Annotated in this window: 10 protein-coding genes; 1 reads left to right on the top strand and 9 read right to left on the bottom strand. The window is 70.7% G+C overall.

The annotated features are described in order from the left end of the window. Positions 1–31: 31 nt before the first annotated feature. The 8 genes from ACZ607_RS12350 to ACZ607_RS12315 all read right to left on the bottom strand — a co-directional run bounded on the left by ACZ607_RS12350 (position 32) and on the right by ACZ607_RS12315 (position 12,762). A complete protein-coding gene (locus ACZ607_RS12350) occupies positions 32–937 on the bottom strand; it encodes a YihY/virulence factor BrkB family protein (RefSeq protein ID WP_469734459.1) in 906 nt (301 codons plus the stop codon). Positions 938–1,045: 108 nt separating this feature from the next. Next, complete coding sequence (locus ACZ607_RS12345; protein ID WP_469734457.1) at positions 1,046–1,363, bottom strand: cupin domain-containing protein; 318 nt, start codon at positions 1,361–1,363, stop codon at positions 1,046–1,048. Between the two features lie 32 nt (positions 1,364–1,395). Next, on the bottom strand, positions 1,396–3,030 hold the full coding sequence (locus ACZ607_RS12340) for a glycoside hydrolase family 13 protein (protein ID WP_469734455.1): 1,635 nt from the start codon (positions 3,028–3,030) through the stop codon (positions 1,396–1,398). Positions 3,031–3,138: 108 nt separating this feature from the next. Then, on the bottom strand, positions 3,139–4,095 hold the full coding sequence (locus ACZ607_RS12335; protein ID WP_469734454.1) for a carbohydrate ABC transporter permease: 957 nt from the start codon (positions 4,093–4,095) through the stop codon (positions 3,139–3,141). Between the two features lie 15 nt (positions 4,096–4,110). Further along, entirely contained in the window at positions 4,111–5,073 is a 963-nt protein-coding gene (locus ACZ607_RS12330; protein WP_469734452.1) for a carbohydrate ABC transporter permease, read from the bottom strand. Between the two features lie 83 nt (positions 5,074–5,156). Continuing rightward, positions 5,157–6,569, bottom strand: a complete 1,413-nt coding sequence (locus tag ACZ607_RS12325) for an extracellular solute-binding protein (protein WP_469734450.1) — start codon at positions 6,567–6,569, stop codon at positions 5,157–5,159. Between the two features lie 333 nt (positions 6,570–6,902). Continuing rightward, on the bottom strand, positions 6,903–11,192 hold the full coding sequence (locus ACZ607_RS12320; protein WP_469734448.1) for a discoidin domain-containing protein: 4,290 nt from the start codon (positions 11,190–11,192) through the stop codon (positions 6,903–6,905). A 385-nt stretch (positions 11,193–11,577) separates the two neighbouring features. Continuing rightward, complete coding sequence (locus ACZ607_RS12315; RefSeq protein WP_469734446.1) at positions 11,578–12,762, bottom strand: S8 family peptidase; 1,185 nt, start codon at positions 12,760–12,762, stop codon at positions 11,578–11,580. A gap of 348 nt (positions 12,763–13,110) precedes the next feature. On the opposite strand from ACZ607_RS12315, the gene ACZ607_RS12310 reads away from it, so the two are divergent. Next, positions 13,111–16,308 carry an alpha-L-rhamnosidase gene (locus tag ACZ607_RS12310; protein ID WP_469734444.1) on the top strand — a complete coding sequence of 1,066 codons (3,198 nt, stop codon included), beginning with the start codon at positions 13,111–13,113 and terminating at the stop codon, positions 16,306–16,308. A 47-nt stretch (positions 16,309–16,355) separates the two neighbouring features. On the opposite strand, the gene ACZ607_RS12305 is transcribed toward ACZ607_RS12310, so the two are convergent. Then, positions 16,356–18,431, bottom strand: a complete 2,076-nt coding sequence (locus ACZ607_RS12305; RefSeq protein WP_469734442.1) for a beta-galactosidase — start codon at positions 18,429–18,431, stop codon at positions 16,356–16,358. Positions 18,432–18,446 lie beyond the last annotated feature (15 nt).

The following is an 18,446-nucleotide window of genomic DNA, read 5'->3' as shown; positions in this document are numbered from 1 at the left end:
GGGAGCGCTCCCACAAGGCCCCGCGGGGCACTCAGGGCTCCTCACGCCCCTGCTCGTCCGTGCGGGCCAGCTCGACGTTGAACTGGGCGCCGGTCAGGAGCGCCAGGTTGGTGAACCAGATCCAGATCAGGAAGACCACCACCCCGGCCAGCGAACCGTACAGCCGGCTGTAGCTGGCGATGTGGGTCGCGTACAGCGCGAATCCGGCCGAGGCGACCAGCCACAGGAACGCCGCGAGCACCCCGCCGGGCAGTGCCCCGCGCAGGCTCCGCGCGGAACGCGGACCCGTGCTGAAGAGGACCAGGATCAGGCAGGCGACCAGGCAGAGCAGCACGGGCCACTTGAGGCCCTCCCACACCGTCTCCCCGGCCTGGGCCAGGCCCGCGCGGCGTCCGAGCCAGCGTGCCAGGGGCCCGGTGAGCACGAGGGCGAAGGCGCTGGCCATCAGCAGGACGAGCAGCCCGACGGCCGAGACCACGATGATGTGCGCCTGGCGCAGCGGCGGCCTGGTGTCCTTGACCCGGTGCATGGCGTGCATCGCCCTGCGGAAGACCGCCAGGTAGCTGGAGGCCGACCACACGGCGCTCACACTGCCGGTGACCACGAGCAGCCAGACCGCGGCGCGCTCCTGGGTGGCGGCCTCCAGGGGCCGGCGCAGCGCCGCCCCGGACTCGGCCGGCGCGAAGGCCGTGATGTCGGCGATCAGCGCGTCGGTGGCCCCGGGGTTGGCCAGGCCGATGACGGAGACGGTGACCAGGAGCGCGGGGAGCAGCGCCAGGATGGCGTAGTAGGTGAGGGCGGCCGCCCAGTCGGAGAGGTCGTCGTTCCACAGGGACACGGGGGTACGGCGCAGAGCGGTGCGCCAGTGCCTCCGTGCGGTGCGCCCTGCCGGGGGGTCGGTTCGTTCCGCGACGGGGTCGTCGGTCCTGCTGGGCACGCGGATACTCCGGGGGACGAAGGAAGGGTGGACGCCGGGACGCCTCTCGGCGGCCCGGCTGCTCCCTTTCTCTCATGCCTCGGTCCCGCGGTTGTACTCCAGGGCGGCTCAGTCGTTGACGGCGGTGAGCAGCACCACGGCGTCCTCCAGGGCCAGCAGTCCGTGCCGCTCCTGGGGAATGGGGTGCAGCAGGCCCGCCGTGAGGTCCACGTCCCCGGATCCCGCGGTGAGCCGGACCGCGCCGCGCAGTACCTGGAGCGAGGCGGCGGGCGGGGCGTTGTGCTCGTCGAGGGCGGAGCCCGCGGTGAGCGCGATCACCGTCTGCCGCAGTGGCTCCTGGCGCAGCAGCAGGTGCGCGCTGCGGCCGTGCGCGTCGGCGCGGGCCGCGGTCAGATGCTCGTCGGCGAGAGCGTTGAGATCATCCATACGACCACTGTGCCGCAGCCCCCGCTCCCCCGCTATCGCTTCTCGCGCAGCCAGGCCGCCGTATCGTCCGGCAGCAGACCCGAGGGGTCCGATGGGGCGCTGGTCAGCAGGATCTCGTGATGGTCCGGGAGCGGGACCGGGCTTCCCGAGAGGTTGACGACGCAGATCAGGCCGTGGGTCCGCCGGAAGGCGAGGACGCCCGGTTTCGACGGCAGCCAGTCCAGCCGGCCGTCGGCGGTCTCTCCGGGTGCGGCGGCGAAGCCCGGTTCGTCGCGGCGCAGCCGCAGCGCCTTCCGGTAGAGGGTGAGCATCGAGCCGGGATCGGTGCTCTGCCGGTCGGCGGCGTACGAGGGCCAGGCGTCCGGCTGCGGCAGCCAGGGTCCGACGGTGGATCCGAAGCCCGCGTACGGCTCGTCGGCGGACCACGGCAGGGGCACCCGGCAGCCGTCCCTCCCCGGGTCGACGCCGCCGGAGCGCAGGTGCATGGGGTCCTGGATCCGCTCGCGGGGGATGTCGGCCTCCGGCAGGCCGAGCTCCTCGCCCTGGTAGAGGTAGACGGCGCCCGGCAGCGCCAGCGAGAGCAGGGCCGCCGCCCGTGCCCTGCGGGTGCCGAGTTCCAGGTCGGTGGGTGTGCCGAAGACCTTGGCCGCGAAATCGAAGCCGGTCGCCTCACGTCCGTAACGGGTGACCGTGCGGGTGACGTCGTGGTTGCACAGCACCCAGGTGGCGGGGGCCCCCACCGGGGCGTGCTCGGCGAGCGTGTCGTCGATGGCGCTGCGCAGCAGCCCGGCGTCCCAGGGGCAGGCCAGGAAGTTGAAGTTGAACGCGGTGTGCAGTTCGTCGGGGCGCAGATAGCGGGCGAAGCGCTCGGAGTCGGGGAGCCAGACCTCGCCGACGAAGATGCCGTCGTACGCGTCGGCGATGGCGCGCCAGGAGCGGTAGATGTCGTGGAGCTCGTCGCGGTCGACGTACGGGTGCGGGTCGGTGCCCTTGACGAAGTCGGGCAGGGCGGGGTCCTTGGCGAGCAGGGCCGCCGAGTCGATCCGGACGCCGGCGACGCCCCGTTCGAACCAGAAGCGCAGGACGTCCTCGTGCTCCTGGCGGACCGCCGGGTGCGCCCAGTTGAGGTCGGGCTGCCCGGGGGCGAACAGGTGCAGGTACCACTGGCCGTCGTCGATCCTGGTCCACGGGGTGCCGCCGAATTCGGAGACCCAGTCGTTGGGCGGGATCTCCCCGTGGCTGCCGCGCCCCTCCCGGAAGTGGAAGAGCTCGCGCTCGGGGCTGCCGGGGGCCGCGGCCAGCGCGGCCCGGAACCAGCTGTGCTGGTCGGAGACGTGGTTGGGGACGATGTCGATCAGGGTGCGGATGCCGAGCTCCCGGGCTTCGGCGATGAGCTTCTCGGCCTCGGCGAGGTGGCCGAACGCCGGGTCGATGGCCCGGTAGTCGGCCACGTCGTAGCCGCCGTCGGCGAGGGGCGAGAGGTACCAGGGCGTGAACCACAGGGCGTCGACGCCCAGTTCGACAAGGTAGGGCAGCCTGGCCCGTACCCCCGCGAGGTCGCCGGTGCCGTCTCCGTCGCCGTCGGCGAAGCTGCGTACGTAGATCTGGTAGATGGCGGCGTCGCGCCACCACGGTGCGGTGGCCTCGGTCGGACGGTTGGCTGCCACGTGGCGTTCCTTTCGGGCAGGAGGTACTCCGCCCCCGGCCCGGACGCGGGGCGTGTGGTCGGAGGGCCGGCGGCGGAGTGCTGGTGGGAGGCGGTGGTTCGGGGGCGCTCAGCCCTTCAGGCCGCCCGCGGTGAGTCCGCTCATGATGTTGCGCTGGAAGAGCAGGAAGATGAGCAGCGTCGGGACGGACGCGATGGTGAGCGCGGCGATGAGGACGTTCTGCGGCACCCCGTTGGACAGCGAGTAGATGCCGACGTTGAGGGTCTGCTTGCCGGGGTCGGGCAGGGTGAGCATGGGCCAGAGGAAGTCCTTCCAGACTCCGACGACCGCGAAGATGGACACGACCCCGAGGATCGGCCGGGATATCGGCAGGATGATGGAGCGCAGGGTCCGCAGGGGTGACGCGCCGTCGATGGCCGCGGCGTCGAGGAGTTCGCCCGGGATGGAGTCGAAGAACCGCTTCAGCAGGAAGATGTTGAAGGCGTTGGTGACCGACGGCAGCCAGATCGCCCAGGGCGAGTTGAGCAGGTTGCGTTCGAAGATCGGTACGTCGAGGACCGTGAGGTACTGCGGTACGACCAGGACGGTGGCCGGGATCATCAGCGTGGCCAGCATCATGCCGAGGATGACCTTGCCGAACACCGGCCGCAGCTTGGACAGCGAGTAGGCGGCGGCCACGTCGAGGACCAGCTGGAAGGCGAGCGCGCCGAACGCGTAGTAGAGGGTGTTGAAGAGCAGCTGGGCCAGGTCCATCACGTTCCACGCCTGGGAGTAGTTCTCCGTGTGGACCGAGGAGGGGAAGGCGGTGGGCGGGCTCTGTACGACTTCCTGGGTGGTCTTGAGGCCGCCGGTGACCATCCAGTACAGGGGGCCGAGGAACGCCAGGGTGAAGACCGCCACCACCAGGGCGAAGACGATCCAGTAGACGGCCTTTCCCCGGGGCCGGCCGAGCTGGGCCGGTGAGATGAGGGTCCGCTGGCGGCCCGGGTCCGCGTCCCGGCGGCGGGCCTTGCGGCTGCCGGGCCTGCCGGGGCCGCGCCGGGAGACAAGTGTGCTCGATGCCATCGTCGTGCTCCCGTCCTAGTCTTCGCTGCTGCGGCTGAGGCGTACGTACACCGCGGAGAAGCCCGCGAGGACGACGAGCAGGAGGAGGCCGAGGGCCGCCGCTCCGCCGTAGTTGTTGAAGTTGAAGGCGTACTGGTAGATGAGGTAGACGACCGTCGTGGTGGAGCCCTCGGGGCCCGCGCCGTTGGTCAGCAGGAACGGCTCGGTGAAGACCTGCATCGTCGCGATGATCTGCATGAGCAGCAGGAGCGACAGGATGAGCCGGGTCTGCGGGATGGTGACGTGCCAGATCTTGCGGAGCAGTCCGGCGCCGTCGAGCTCGGCCGCCTCGTACAGCTCGCCCGGGATGCCCTGGAGGGCGGCCAGGTAGATGAGGGTGGCCCCGCCCATGTTCATCCAGGTCGACGCGATGACGACGGAGAGCATCGAGGTGCCGGGGTCCTGGAGCCACTGCTGGGCGGGCAGATGGAGGAATTCCAGGATGCGGTTGAAGAGTCCGTAGCCGGGGTCGTAGAAGTACTTGAAGAGCAGGACGGAGGCGACCGGCGGCAGCATGACGGGCAGGTAGACCAGCAGCCGCAGATACCCCTGGGCGTGCCGGAACTCGTTGAGCACGACGGCGACGACGAACGGCACCGCGAAGCCCAGCACGAGTGCCAGGACCGTGAAGAGCAGGGTGTTGCGCCAGGCCTGCCAGAACGCGGGGTCGTTGAAGACGTAGCTGAGGTTGGACCAGCCGGCCCAGGTCGTCGTGCCGTCCTCGGTCTTCTGGAAGGCCAGGAGGAATTCCCTGACCATCGGGTACCAGGAGAAGAAGGAGAAGCAGAGGACGGCTCCGATCAGGAAGCCGTGCGCCGAGATGTTGCGGCGCAGGGCGCGCACGAACTCCTCACGGGCGGAGTCCGGCCCGGCGGGGCGTGGGTGGTGCCCGGGTGGCGGTGCGCTCGCCTTCCCGGTGGACAGGGTGGGGGCCGACATGGTCTCTCCTCGGTGCCGGTGCGGACGTTCACGGACGGCCGGATGCGGGGCCGGGCCCGCCCGGCCCGGCCTCCGCACGTCCGTTACTGGTTCGCCAGGACCTGGTTGACCTGCTGCTCGGCGGTGTCGAGCAGCTTGTCGATGTCGGCGTCCTTGTTGGTCAGGACCGCGGACATCGCGTTGTCGAGGATCTTGTAGATCTCCTGGGCCTTCGGCGGCTCGGCCTTGCCCTGGACGGGGTTGTCCATGAAGGCCTTGAAGTTCTCGACGGGCATGGTCGCGTTCGCGGCGCGTGCGGCGTCGTCCTTCGTCTTGCTCTCACCCGTGAAGAAGTTCGGCTGCGGCAGCCCGACGGGCAGCTGGTCGGCCTTGGTGCGGGACCATTCGAACTGCCCCTTGCCGGGGGTCAGGTTCTTGAAGTTCAGCCAGGCGACGGCGGCCTTGATCGTGTCGGGCGAGGTGCCCTTCTTGACCATGTAGTTGTTGCCGCCGAAGAGGGTCCCCTCACCGCCGGGGATCGGGCCGAGCCCGAAGTTCTCGTACTTCGCGCCCAGTTGCTGCACCATGTAGGCGATGTCGTCGGGGGCGGCGAGGAACATGCCGAGCTTGTCGGTGGATATCTGCTTCTGCAGATCGCCCCACTTCAGCAGCTGGGTCTTGCCCATGCTGTCGTCCTCCCAGCGCATGTCGTGCAGCTGCTGGAGGACCTGCTTGCCCTTGTCGTCGTTGAACGCGGCCTTCTTGCCGCTCGCGTCCACGACGTCCCCGCCCAGGCCGTACTGGGTGGCGGTGAAGTGCCAGCCTCCGTTGTTGCCCGCGCTGTACTCGCCGAAGCCGGCGATGCCCTTGCCCAGGGCCGCGATCTTCTTGCTCGCGGCGCGGACCTCCTCCCAGGTCGACGGCGGGGTGTCGGGGTCCAGTCCGGCCTGGGTGAACAGCTTCCGGTTGATCATGAGGCCCATGGTGTAGTTGCTGGTCGGCAGCGCGTAGAGCTTGCCGTCCTTGCGGGCCACGTCGAGCACCTGGGGCTGGATGTCCTTGAGCGCCGGGACCGAGGTGTCGTTGACGTACGCGGAGATGTCCTCGGCGCCGTCGTTGTCCAGCACCTGCTGGAGGTCGGTGAAGTAGGCGTAGAAAACGTCGGGTTGCGACTTGCCCTTGAGCATGGCCGTGAAGCGCGGGGGCTCGAGGCACTGACCGGGCGTGGACTTCCCGTTGATCTTGACGTTCGGGTACGTCTTGTTGAACGTCTTGACGTCCTCGTTCCACTCCCGCAGCTCCGCGGCCTTCGCGGCGGGCGGCATGCAGTCGATCGACAGCGTCACCTTCGCCTTCGGGTCGAGCGGCGCGGACGGGTCGGACGAGCCGCTGCCGGAGTCGTCGTTCCCGTCGCCGCTGCTGCTCGTGCCGCAGGAGGCAAGGGCGGTCAGGGCGAGCGCGGTGACGACGGCGGCCGCGGAGGCACGGCGGGTACGGCGGAACCCAGCACTTCTCATCGGTGGTCCCCTTCGGGCAGGTGCGCGGAGGCCTCGGCCGGCTGTCTGCCGGGGCGCGGCATACTCAACCACCGGCGACATGCGAGCGCAATATCTCGCGCAGTTTTCGTAAATGTTTGACAGCACTCCGCATGTGAGGGGCCAGGCAGGAGCAGGCCCACACCCCGCCCGGACACCCCCTCGCGCCCCGGGAGCACCCCCAGGTAGGCCGCAGACCGGACAGCGGAGGCCCGCAAGAGACGGACTGCTCACTGCAAGCCGTTACGCGCCGAGGGGCGCCTCCCGGGCCGTTTCGGACCCGGGAAGCACCCCTCGGCACACCGCTCCGCCCTCCTACGGATTGATGTTGATCTTGAAGGTGGAGGTGGTGTTCCTGACGTCCTGGGCGTTGCCGCTGAACTTCAGCCCGTTGAAGGTGACTTCACCGACCGCGGGGCCCTGGCCCGCCTCCGGCATCTCGTTGGCCCAGAGCCCGAAGCCGGACTTCGCGTCGAACGCGTCACCGCTCTTGCGCGCGCCGGAGATCGTGATGTCGGTGAGCACCGTGTCCTTGATGGGGAACTGCGGCTGTCCTCCCACGTAGTTCGTCTGGAACATGATCCCGCTGTACGTGGGGTCGACGATGTCCACGTGCGAGATCCGGATGCCCTGGAAGACCTTCGAGGCGGAGAACAGCCAGATCCCCGGGAAGGTCTGCGTTCCCCAGAAGTGCCCGCCCGCGCGTACGACCGACACGTTCTCGATCGTCGTGGGACCGGTCCCGAATCCGTTCATCGGGTAGCCGAAGTCCAGCGAGCTGACCGTGATCCCGGAGTACACCAGGGTGTCGGCGATACGGATGTTGCGGAAGGTGTTGTCGTAGCCGCCGTACACCGCCACGCCCGCGGCCCGCCAGGTGAGGAGGGAGGTGAGGTTCTCGTACACGTTGTTCTTCATGTCGGCGCCGCCGGCGTCGATCGCCGAGAACAGCGCGAAGCTGTCGTCCCCGGTGGCCCGTGCCTCGTTGTTGGTCACATGGTTGTCCGTGGATCCGTTGGTCATGTTGATGCCGTCGGCGAACATGTCGCGGATCCGGGAGTTCTTGATGGTGACGTTGTCGGTGTTGGCGCCCCAGTAGAGGCACACCATGTGTTCGTTCCAGATGTTGTCGATCACGATGTCGGAGACGTTCGAGAAGTCGAACACCTTTCCGGGCCCGTCGATGCGGGACGTGTAGTTGCCGAAGTACGCGAAGTCCGAGAAGGAGGAGCCCTTCGCGCTCGCCTCCGCCCGGAATCCGATGTCGGTGTTGTCCTGCGTCGAAGGGGCGTGGAACCGGGTGAACCAGGGCCCCGCGCCGACGACCTTCACGGCCTTGCCGTAGACCTGGAACTTGCTGGCCGTGGAGTAGTCACCGGCCGGGAGGTAGACCCCCACGAGGGTCCCCGTGGTGTCCATCCGGACCTTGTCCAGGGCGTTCTGGACGTCCTGGTGGGTGAAGCCGGCGGGCACGGTGTAGCGCGCGGGGTCGGGGTTGGCCTTCTGCGCGACCTGCTCCAGGCTGACGAAGTCGATCGCGTAGGTGCTGGTGTTGGCCGCGTCCTTCTGCAGCCGGATCCTGCTGCCCGCCGGGACGTTCTTCCCCAGCATGAGGTTCGCCTCGTCGTAGATGTGCCGGGGCGCACCCGAGCCGGGGTCGTTGCCGGGGCCGGTCTCGTTCCCGTACAGCCAGGCGTACTTCGAGGTGAGGTCGATGGCCTTGAGGAAGGTGCCGTCGACGTAGACGTTCAGCTTCGAGTCGATGCCGCCGCCGCCCGCGGAGTCCGGGATGGAGAAGCGGGTGACCAGGGTGTTGGTGGGCGCTCTGGTCGTGAACTCGACGTAGTTGCCGGTGCTGTCGAGGGTGACGGCCTTGCGGCCGGACGCCTCGCCCGCGATGTCGCCGACGGTCCTGTTCGGGCCGACGACCTTCGCACCGCCACCGGTGACGCCGTCCTCGGCCTCGTACATGTCGTACGGCATGTCGGCGCCGCGTCCGACGAAGAACGGTTCGGTGGTGGTGTTGTTCCCGCGCTTCACCGGCAGTTCGTTGGCGTCGTCGGCGAGCACGACCTTCACCGTGTACGAGCCGTCGGCCGCCGTCCAGGTGCCGAGGGAGACGGGCGCCGTCGTGGAGCCCGCCGCGATGGCGCCGTTGTGGGAACCGGTGAGGGTCTTCACCGTGGCGCCCTTGGAGTCGATCAGGCTGAGGGTGATGCCGTGGCCGCCGGCGGCCGAGGCGACCGACCCCTGGTTCTTCACGGCGACGGAGAAGGTCACCGTGTCGCCCTGCGACGGGGACGACGGGGAGGTCGTGACCGCGCTCGCGACGAGGTCGGAGCTGGAGACCGGCTTGACGACCAGCGGGGTGCCGCTGGTGTAGCGGTTGTCGGTCTCGTTCTCCTCGATGATCTCGCCCGCCGGGTCGACGACCGCACCCAGCGTGTAGCTGCCCGCGTCGCGTGATCCGATGCTTGCGGTGACCTGGGCGGAGGCACCGGCGGCGAGTGCGCCCACCGAGGCGGTGGCGGCCTTGGACCCGCCGAGCTCGAAGTCGAGCTTGCCGGCGGGAGAGGCCAGCGCGCCCGTGTTGCGTACGGTCGCCGACAGGGTGATGGAGTCCGACTCCACCGGCGCCGCCGGCGATGCGGTGACCGCCGTGACCTGGAGGTTCGGGTTGGGGGCGGGAGTGCCCAGGACCTGGAACTCGGCGACCTGGCCGGCGCCGGACCCGGTGTTGGAGGTGAACTTCAGCTGGACGTCGGCCACCCGTGCCGTGACCGGGATCGTCACCGTGTTGCCGGTGGCCGGGTCGAACGCGTAGTTCCTGGCGGCGGCCAGGCTCGTGAACGCGGTGGCGTTCTGCTCCCGCCCGAGCACCTGGATGTTCTGGGTGCGCGCCCCCCAACTGCTGTCGGGGTTGAGCTTGACGACGACGCTCTCGGTGTCGGCGTTGGCGCCGAGCGCCACGGTCAGGGTGTTCGGGTAGCTGCCGCCGGCCCCTTCCCAGTACGTCGTGAGGGAGTTGTCGTTGGCGTTGGCCGCGACGAACGTGTGGACCACGGACGAGGCGGTGATCGGCTTGGAGACGGCGAGGTTGGAGGCGGCGGCCGTGGATCCGTTGCGCGTCACGGTGTTGCTGGCGCCGGATATGTTGCCCGCTGCGTCCCTGGCCCGGACCACGTAGCTGACGGTGGCACCGGCGGGCTGGGTGTCGGTCCAGGTGGTGACGGTTCCGGCCACGCTCTTGCGGAGCACGTTGTCGGCGTAGACGTCGTAGCCGGTGACCCCCTTGTCGTCGGAGGATGCCTGCCACGTCAGCTTGATCTGGCCCGCCGACGGCTCGGTGAAGGCCAGGCCGGAGGGGGCGGTCGGCGCCTGGGTGTCACCCGTGTCGCCCTTGCGGGTGACGGTGTTGCTGTTGCCCGACTCGTTGCCCGCCGCGTCCCTGGCACGCACGAAGTAGGACACGCTCTCACCCGCGGGACGGGTGTCGGTGAACGTGGTGACGTCTCCCGCCACGCTCGTCAGCAGGGTGTTGTCCGCGTAGACGTCGTAGCCCGTGACACCGGTGTCGTCGGAGGACGCCTTCCAGGTCAGCTTTACCTGCCCGGTGGACGGCTCGGTGAACGCCAGGCCGGAGGGAGCGGTCGGCGCCTGGGTGTCGCCGGTCGCGGGGCCGTAGATCTCCAGCTCCGAGAGCTGGGCGGCCGGCTGGACGGAGTTGGCGGTGACGAGCACCCGCACATGGCGGGTGGTGACCGCGTCGAAGGAGATCGTCGTCGACTGCCCGCTCGCGGGCCCGAAGGTGTACGCCTTGGAGGCCGTCAGGTCACTGAACTGCGTGCCGTCGGCGCTCCCCTGGATCTTCAGCGTCTGGGTGCGCTGCTCCCAGCCGTCGGGCAGCCGGAGCACGACGCGGTCGACGCGGACCGAGGAGCCGAGGTCCGCCTGGATCCACTGCGGGAGCGCGTTGTTCTTACTCTCCCAGTAGCTGGCCCGGTTGCCGTCGTTGCCGTGGGCGGCCACGTAGGTCTCGGTGTAGCTGCTCGCCTTGAGCGTCCTGCCGGCGGCGAGGTTCACCGACGACTCCCCGGCCGTCCGGACCTCCAGCTCGGAGAGCTGGGCGTTCCGCCACCCCGTGTTCGCCGTGATGTCCACCCGCACGAAGCGGGTCCGCGTGGCCGGGAAGGAGATCCTCACCTCGTTGGACGCACCGGGGCTGAAGGTGTACGCCGCCGAGGACTTCAGCGTCGAGAAGCTGGTGCCGTCGGCGCTCCCCTGGAGCGAGAGGGTCTGCTGCCGGCTCTCCCAGCCGGCGGGGAGCTTCAGCGTCACCTCGTCGACCCGTTCGGCGGAGCCGAGGTCGGTCTGGACCCACTGCGGCAGGGTGCCGCCGGAGCCCTCCCAGTACGTGGCCTGATTGCCGTCGGTCACGTTCCTGGCGCCGTACGCGTCACCTGCGCTGCTCGCCGCCGCGGCCCGGCCTGCGGCGATGTTGGGACCGTCGGCCGCCGCGGCGGTGAGCGACGGCCATCCGATCATCAGAAGACTGGTGGCGACCATGGCGGAAAGGGTCCGCCATCTCCAGCGTTGGGCTCTCATAAGTCCCCGATCTTCGGCCTCGGCGCGGGACACGCCGAGGGCGCGGCTCTGTCGGAACAGCCCTGCGGCACTTGTTTCTGCACACACTGAGCTGAGTTTTGCGCTTAGCGGTCAGAGAGTTGCAGAGAAATGCGAGAGCGTCCACGGTTGCGACAGAAACCGGAACGGGACGAGGCGGTGCGCGGGTCACACAAGCCTCGCCCCGCAAAGGGCACTTGGACGAAGAGATGCGCGGATGCGGCACGCGGGCGACCGGCCCGTCTGTACGTAAGATTTTGCGTTCCGACGCAAGCCGGACGAAAGTCCCTGCTCCGCGTTCCCCCGGCACAGCGAAGGAGCGGGGCCCGCAGGACGCGGACCCCGCTCCTTCGGAGCCGGCCGGAGGTCAGAGACCGCCGGTGTACAGGAGCCGGTCGGGCGAGCCGGTGCCCAGGCCCGTCAGGACGTCCGGGGTGGCCTCCTCGGCGAGCGCGTCGGCGACCTGCTGCGGCGTCGCGTCCGGGTTCTGCTCCTTGTAGAGGACCGCCGCACCGGCGACGTGCGGGCTGGCCATGGACGTACCGCTCAGGGTCGTCGAACCGCCGCCGAGCTTCGCGGAGACGATGTCCACGCCCGGGGCGTACAGCTGGACACAGGTGCCCCAGTTGCTGAAGGTCGCCTGCCGGTCCTGGTCGTCACTGGCCCCCACGGCGAGCACGCCGTCGGCGCGCGCCGGCGAGACGTCACAGGCGTCCTGGTTCTCGTTGCCCGCCGCGACCACCGGCAGGGTGCCCTCCGCCGCGAGCGCGTCGAACGCGTCGTCGACGGCGGACGACGCGGGTCCGCCGAGGGAGGCGTTGACGACCGCCGGCTGCTCGGCGTTCTGGGCGATCCAGTCGAGCCCGGCGATGATCCCGGCCCAGGTGCCCGAGCCCTCGCAGTCGAGCACCCGCACCGGTACGAGCGAGGCCGCGGGGGCCACTCCGTACGTGGCGCCGGCCACGGTCCCGGCCACGTGCGTGCCGTGGCCGTTGCAGTCCTCGCCGTTGCGGCCGTCACCGATCGCGTCGTAGCCGGCGCCGACCCGGCCGCCCAACTCGCTGTGGGCGGCCTCGATGCCGGTGTCCAGGATGTACGCGGTCACCCCCTGGCCGGTGCCGTCCGCGTCGTACGTACCGTCCAGCGGCAGATTCCGCTGGTCGATGCGGTCCTGCCCCCAGCTCCCGGCCGCGGCCCGCTTCCTGCCCGCCGTCGTGGCGGCGGGTGGCGAGACGGACGCCTCGCTGTTCTCCTCGACCGCCTGGACGCCTGCCGCGCCGCGCACCTCCTGGAGCTGCGCGGCCGTCAGTGAGGCCGCGAAGCCGTGCAGGACCTTGCTGTACGTGAAGAGGGTGCTGACCCCGAGCTGTTCGGCCATGGCGGCCGGCTTCTGCTCGGGCGAGAGGGTGACGATGTACTGACCGGGCACGGCCCGGGCCGACTTCTCGACCGGCACGAGGACCTCGCCGGTGTCCGCCGTGGCCGTGGTGGTGCCGATCAGCGGGGCGATCAGCAGTAGAGCGGCTGGTGCCCAGCGGGCGCGCAGGCGCATGCGTTCTCCCTTGGGTGGAGGAGCGGATCGCGGACCTCTCGGGCCCGCGACGTGCGAACACCTGACCTTTCGTCCACATCTCCGGCGAGCCTGAGCCGCGTCAGCCGGACAGCGCAACGATCCACGCCGGGGCAGGCCCATTCGGCCCAGCGCATGAAAGGTTTCAACTCCTCCTGCGAGCGAAGATAGACCCGCCCCCGCAAAGCCGTCAATGCCACACACCACAGCCTCATGAGCACCGCGCCAGGGAAGGCGCGATCGCGCGAGAACTCTTGACAGGGCACGGTCAGAACCCTAGCTTCAGCCGAACTGAAACGATTCATCCCAACTCGTTACGGAGCCCGCGTTGTGATCAGCAGAAGACGACTGCTCAGCACCACCGCCGCCACCGCCGCGCTCGCCGCCGTGTCCTCGCCCGCCACCGCCGCGGACGGACCGGCGCCGACGGCCGCCGGCCGGGCCCGCGTCACCGGGCCGACCGTCGAGTACGTGCGCCGTCCGCTGGGCCTGGACACCCCGCGTCCCCGACTGAGCTGGCCCGTCGCCTCGGAGAGCCCGGGCATGGTCCAGACCGCCTACCAGGTGCGCGTGGCCACCGCCCCCGACCGGCTCGGCGCACCCGACGTGTGGGACAGCGGCCGGGTCGACTCCTCGCAGTCCGTGCTGGTTCCGTACGGCGGTCCGCCGCAGACGTCCCGCACCCGCTACTTCTGGTCCGTGCGGGTCTGGGACGCGGACGGCCGGGCCTCCGCGTGGAGCGAACCGTCCTGGTGGGAGACCGGACTCCTGGACGCCTCCGACTGGTCGGCCGGGTGGATCGCGTCGCCGGCCGCGCTGACCGGCGCACCTGCCCTGGAGGACGCCTCCTGGATCTGGTTCCCCGAGGGCGACCCCACCGTCGAGGCGCCGGCCGCCACCCGGTGGTTCCGCGGCCGGGTGGAGGTCCCGGAGGGTGTCACCCGCGCCCGTCTGGTCATGAGCGCCGACGACGGGTTCACCGCCCGGGTCAACGGCGTGCGGGTGGCGCACACGGAGGCCGACGGCCCGGCCGAGAACTGGAAGCGCCCCGTCCTGGTGGATGTGACGGACCGGCTCACCCCTGGCCCCCAGGTGATCGCCGTATCCGCGACGAACGCCGTCAGCGGACCCGCCGGGCTGCTCGGGGCGCTGGAGCTGACGACGGCGGACGGCACCACCACGGTGGTCACCGACGCGGGCTGGCGGGCCACCGACGTGGAACCGCCGGAGGACTGGCACTCCGTCACCTACGACGACTCCGCCTGGCCCGCCGCGAAGGCCCTCGCCCGCTGGGGCTCCGGCCCCTGGGGCAGGGTGGAGGTCGCGCACTCCCCCGCGACCCAGCTGCGCCGGGAGTTCCGGCTGGGCCGCAAGCGCGTCGCGCGGGCCAGGCTGTACTCGACGGCCCTCGGCCTGTACGAGGTGTCCCTCAACGGCGAGCGCGTCGGCGAGGACCGTCTCGCCCCCGGCTGGACGGACTACCACCAGCGGGTCCAGTACCAGACGTACGACGTGACCGGACTGCTGGCCAAGGGCCCCAACGCGCTCGGGATCACCCTCGCGGCCGGGTGGTACGCGGGGAACATCGCCTGGTTCGGATCCCATCAGTACGGTGAACGGCCCGCCGTGCTGGCCCAGTTGGAGGTCACGTACACCGACGGGTCGACCGAGCGCGTGGTGTCGGGGAGCGACTGGCTGACCGCTGCGGGGCCGGTCACCGGTGCCGACCTCATGGCGGGCGAGGAGTACGACGCCCGGCTGGAGACCGACGGATGGACGCGCGCCGGCTTCGACGCGGCCGGCTGGCTCCCCGCCGACCGGGTGGACGGGGTGACGGCGACGCCGGTCGCCGAGGTGGACGGCGCCTGCCGTGTGGAGCGCGAGCTGACGGCCCGTGAGGTGACCGAACCGGAGCCCGGTGTCTTCGTGTTCGACCTCGGGCAGAACATGGTGGGAACCCCCCGCCTCACCGTGTCCGGGCCCGCCGGTACGACGGTGCGGCTGCGGCACGCCGAGGTGCTGAACCCGGACGGCACGATCTACACGGCCAATCTGCGCACCGCCCGCGCCACGGACACGTACACGCTCAGGGGTGGCGGCAGGGAGACCTACGAGCCGCGCTTCACCTTCCACGGCTTCCGCTACGTCGAGGTGACGGGCTACCCCGGCACACCGGGCCGTGACGCGGTCGTGGGCCGGGTCATCCACACCTCGGCGCCGTTCACCATGGACTTCACCACCGATGTCCCCATGCTCGACCAGCTGCACAGCAACATCACCTGGGGGCAGCGCGGGAACTTCCTGTCCATCCCGACGGACACCCCGGCCCGCGACGAACGGCTCGGCTGGACCGGTGACATCAACGTGTTCGCCCCCACCGCCGCGTACACCATGGAGTCCGCGCGCTTCCTCACCAAGTGGCTCCAGGACCTACGCGACGCCCAGACGCCGGACGGCGCCTTCACCCACGTCGCCCCGGACCTCCCGGGCGTCGGGAACGGGGCGGCGGGCTGGGGCGACGCCGGGGTGACCGTGCCGTGGGCCCTGTACCAGGCCTACGGCGACGTACGGGTGCTGGAGCAGTCCTGGACCTCGATGACCCGGTGGCTGGCCTATCTGGAGGCGCACAGCACCGGGCTGCTGCGCCCCGCCGACGGGTTCGGCGACTGGCTCAACATCGAGGACGAGACGCCCAAGGACGTCATCGCCACGGCCTACTTCGCCCACAGCGCGGACCTCGTGGCGCGGACGGCCGAGGTGCTGGACAAGGATCCGGCTCCGTACCGGACGCTCTTCGGCCGGGTGCGCGACGCCTTCCGCGCGGCGTACGTCTCGGACGGCGGGCGGGTGAAGGGCGACACGCAGACGGCCTATGTGCTGGCGCTGTCCATGGGGCTGCTGGCGGAGACCGACCGGGCTCCGGCGGCCGACCGGCTGGTCGCGCTCATCGAGGCGAAGGACTGGCATCTGTCGACCGGGTTCCTCGGCACCCCGCGGCTCCTGCCCGTGCTCACGGACACCGGCCACACGGATGTCGCCTACCGGTTGCTCACCCGGCGGACGTTCCCGAGCTGGGGCTACCAGATCGACCGGGGCGCCACGACGATGTGGGAGCGCTGGGACTCGATCCGGCCGGACGGCAGCTTCCAGGACGCCGGGATGAACTCCTTCAACCACTACGCGTACGGCTCGGTCGGCGAGTGGATGTACGCGAACATCGCGGGCATCGCCCCCGGGGCGCCCGGCTTCCGGAAGATCGTCGTGCGCCCGCGACCGGGCGGCGGGGTGACGCGGGCCGGGGGCCGGTTCGACTCACGGTACGGACCGGTCGCCACGAGCTGGCGCAAGGACGCGGACGGCTTCGCCCTCCAGGTCGTCCTGCCGGCGAACACGACCGCCGAGGTGTGGGTGCCGGGCGGCGACGAACGGAGCGCGGGCCGGGGCCCCGCGGTCTTCCTCCGGCTGGACGAGGGGTGTGCCGTGTTCTCGGCGGGGTCGGGCACGCACCGGTTCACCGCCCCCGGCTGAACCGCCCGTGCCCCGTGGGACGGACCCGTCCCACGGGGCACACGGCGCTACGCGGCGCCCTGGCGGAAGGGCGTGCTCCCGGAGGCGACGCGGAGCACCGCGACGCCACGCGGGGGAAGGACCAGGCCGCCGGCCTCGGGCGAGGGCCCGGTGAGGATCTCTCCGTCGACGGGGCCGAACTCCACCGGCTCGTCCGTACGGTTGACGAGGAACCAGTACGCGTGGGTGCCGTCGGTCCGTACGGTCAGCTCGGCCCTCCCCCGCGCCTCGGCGGGCAGCTCGGCGGTCACGCCGGCACCGGACAGCAGGGACCGCAGCACCTCGGGCAGTCCGTGGCGGCCCAGCCGGGTGGAGACGTACGCGGCGGACCCGCCCCCGGGCAGGGCACGCCGGGTGATGGCGGGGCGTCCCGCCTGGTCCCCGCTCGCGTAGCGTGCCGGGACCGTGACCTCGGGATCGGTCAGGTCGATCCGGTCGGACCACAGGGTGCCGGTCAGACCGTTGTCGAGCCGCACCTCCTCGTCCTCCAGCAGGGGGCCGAACTCCTCGATGCGGATGCCCAGCAGATCGCGCAGCGCCCCCGGGTAGCCGCCGAGGTGGACGTGGTCGTTCTCGTCGACGATCCCGGAGTAGTAGGTGGTGGCGAGGTGGCCGCCGCCGTTCACATACGTCTCGAGCCGGGCGGCGAGCGCCTGCGGGACGACGTGGAGGAGGGGGGCCGCGACGAAGTCGTACCCGGTGAGGTCGGTCGCGGTGGTGACGACGTCCACCCGGACGCCCAGGGCGAGGAAGGCGGAGTACCAGTCGAGCGCCTCCTGCCGGTAGCGCACCAGCGAGGAGGGCTGGGAGTCGCGTTCGACGGCCCACCAGGACTCCCAGTCGAACACCAGCGCCGCCCGAGCGGGCTGCCGTACGGAGCCGGTCACCGGGGTGAGGGCCTCCAGGGTCCGGCCGAGGGCGGTCACCGCGCGGAACAGCTCGCTGTCCGGGCCGGCGTGGGGCACCATCGCGGAGTGGTGCTTCTCGGCGCCCGCGGCGGACTGGCGCCACTGGAAGAAGCAGACCGCGTCGGCCCCGTGGGCGACGTGCACCAGGGAGTCACGGGCGAGTTCGCCCTCGCGCTTGGCGACGTTGACGGGCTGCCAGTTGACCGCGCTCGTCGAGTGCTCCATCAGGAACCAGGGCGCGCCCCCGGCGATGGAGTGGGTGAGCGAGGCGGAGAAGGACAGCTCGTCCAGGCGCTGCGGGCCGGGGTGCGCGTAGTGGTCGTTGGAGACGAAGTCGATCTCCGCGGCCCAGTCAGGGTAATGCATGCCCTTCGTCCCGCTCATCACCATGAAGTTGGTGGTGGCCGGGATCTCGGGGGTGACGCGGCGCAGGATCTCGCGTTCGGCGCGGAGGTAGTCCTTCAGCGCGTCGGAGGAGAAGCGCTTGAAGTCGAGCTGCTGGGTCGGGTTGGCGTGGCTCGCGGCCAGGCGCGGCGGCTGGATCTGTGCCCAGTCCCCGTAGTGCTGCGACCAGAAGGAGGTGGCCCAGGCCCGGTTGAGCTCCTCCAGGGTGGTGTAGCGGGCGCGCAGCCAGTCGCGGAAGGCCTGGGCGGCGTCGTCGGAGTAGTCGTAGATGTTGTGGCAGCCGAGCTCGTTGGAGATGTGCCAGGCGACCACGGCGGGGTGGTCCGCGTACCGGGTGGCCATGGCCTCGACCAGCCGCAGGGCGTGTCTGCGGAAGACGGGCGAGGTGGGCCGCCAGTGCTGGCGCGCGCCCTGGGAGAGGGTCTCCCCGGTGCGGGTGACCGGCAGGATCTCCGGGTGCAGGGTGGTGAGCCAGGGGGGCGGCGAGGCCGTGGCGGTGGCGAGGTCCACCGCGATTCCGCCGGCGTGGAGCAGGTCGAGCACCTCGTCCAGCCACTCGAAGTCCCACCGGTCCTCGGCCGGCTGGAGGCGCGCCCAGGAGAAGATGGCGACGGAGACGACGGTGACCCCGGCCTCCCGCATCAGCCGGACGTCTTCCTTCCACACCTCGCGCGGCCACTGCTCCGGGTTGTAGTCGGCCCCGTAGGCGAAGCGCGCGGGGCGGTCGTCGGAGGGCGGGCGCAGCCAGTGGCGCTCGGAGGCGGGGGTCATGATGATCCTTTCGGA

Source organism: Streptomyces sp. NPDC104381, assembly GCF_055583745.1.
The sequence above is the reverse complement of the archived record's forward strand: the minus strand, read 5'-3'. Positions and strand labels throughout refer to the sequence as shown.

Bases quoted from the DNA above. Each gene is read 5' to 3' on its own strand.
- ACZ607_RS12345 (WP_469734457.1), bottom strand. From the start codon at position 1,363: ATGGATGATCTCAACGCTCTCGCCGACGAGCATCTGACCGCGGCCCGC.
- ACZ607_RS12335 (WP_469734454.1), bottom strand. From the start codon at position 4,095: ATGGCATCGAGCACACTTGTCTCCCGGCGCGGCCCCGGCAGGCCCGGC.
- ACZ607_RS12330 (WP_469734452.1), bottom strand. From the start codon at position 5,073: ATGTCGGCCCCCACCCTGTCCACCGGGAAGGCGAGCGCACCGCCACCC.
- ACZ607_RS12325 (WP_469734450.1), bottom strand. From the start codon at position 6,569: ATGAGAAGTGCTGGGTTCCGCCGTACCCGCCGTGCCTCCGCGGCCGCC.
- ACZ607_RS12320 (WP_469734448.1), bottom strand. From the start codon at position 11,192: ATGAGAGCCCAACGCTGGAGATGGCGGACCCTTTCCGCCATGGTCGCC.
- ACZ607_RS12315 (WP_469734446.1), bottom strand. From the start codon at position 12,762: ATGCGCCTGCGCGCCCGCTGGGCACCAGCCGCTCTACTGCTGATCGCC.
- ACZ607_RS12305 (WP_469734442.1), bottom strand. From the start codon at position 18,431: ATGACCCCCGCCTCCGAGCGCCACTGGCTGCGCCCGCCCTCCGACGAC.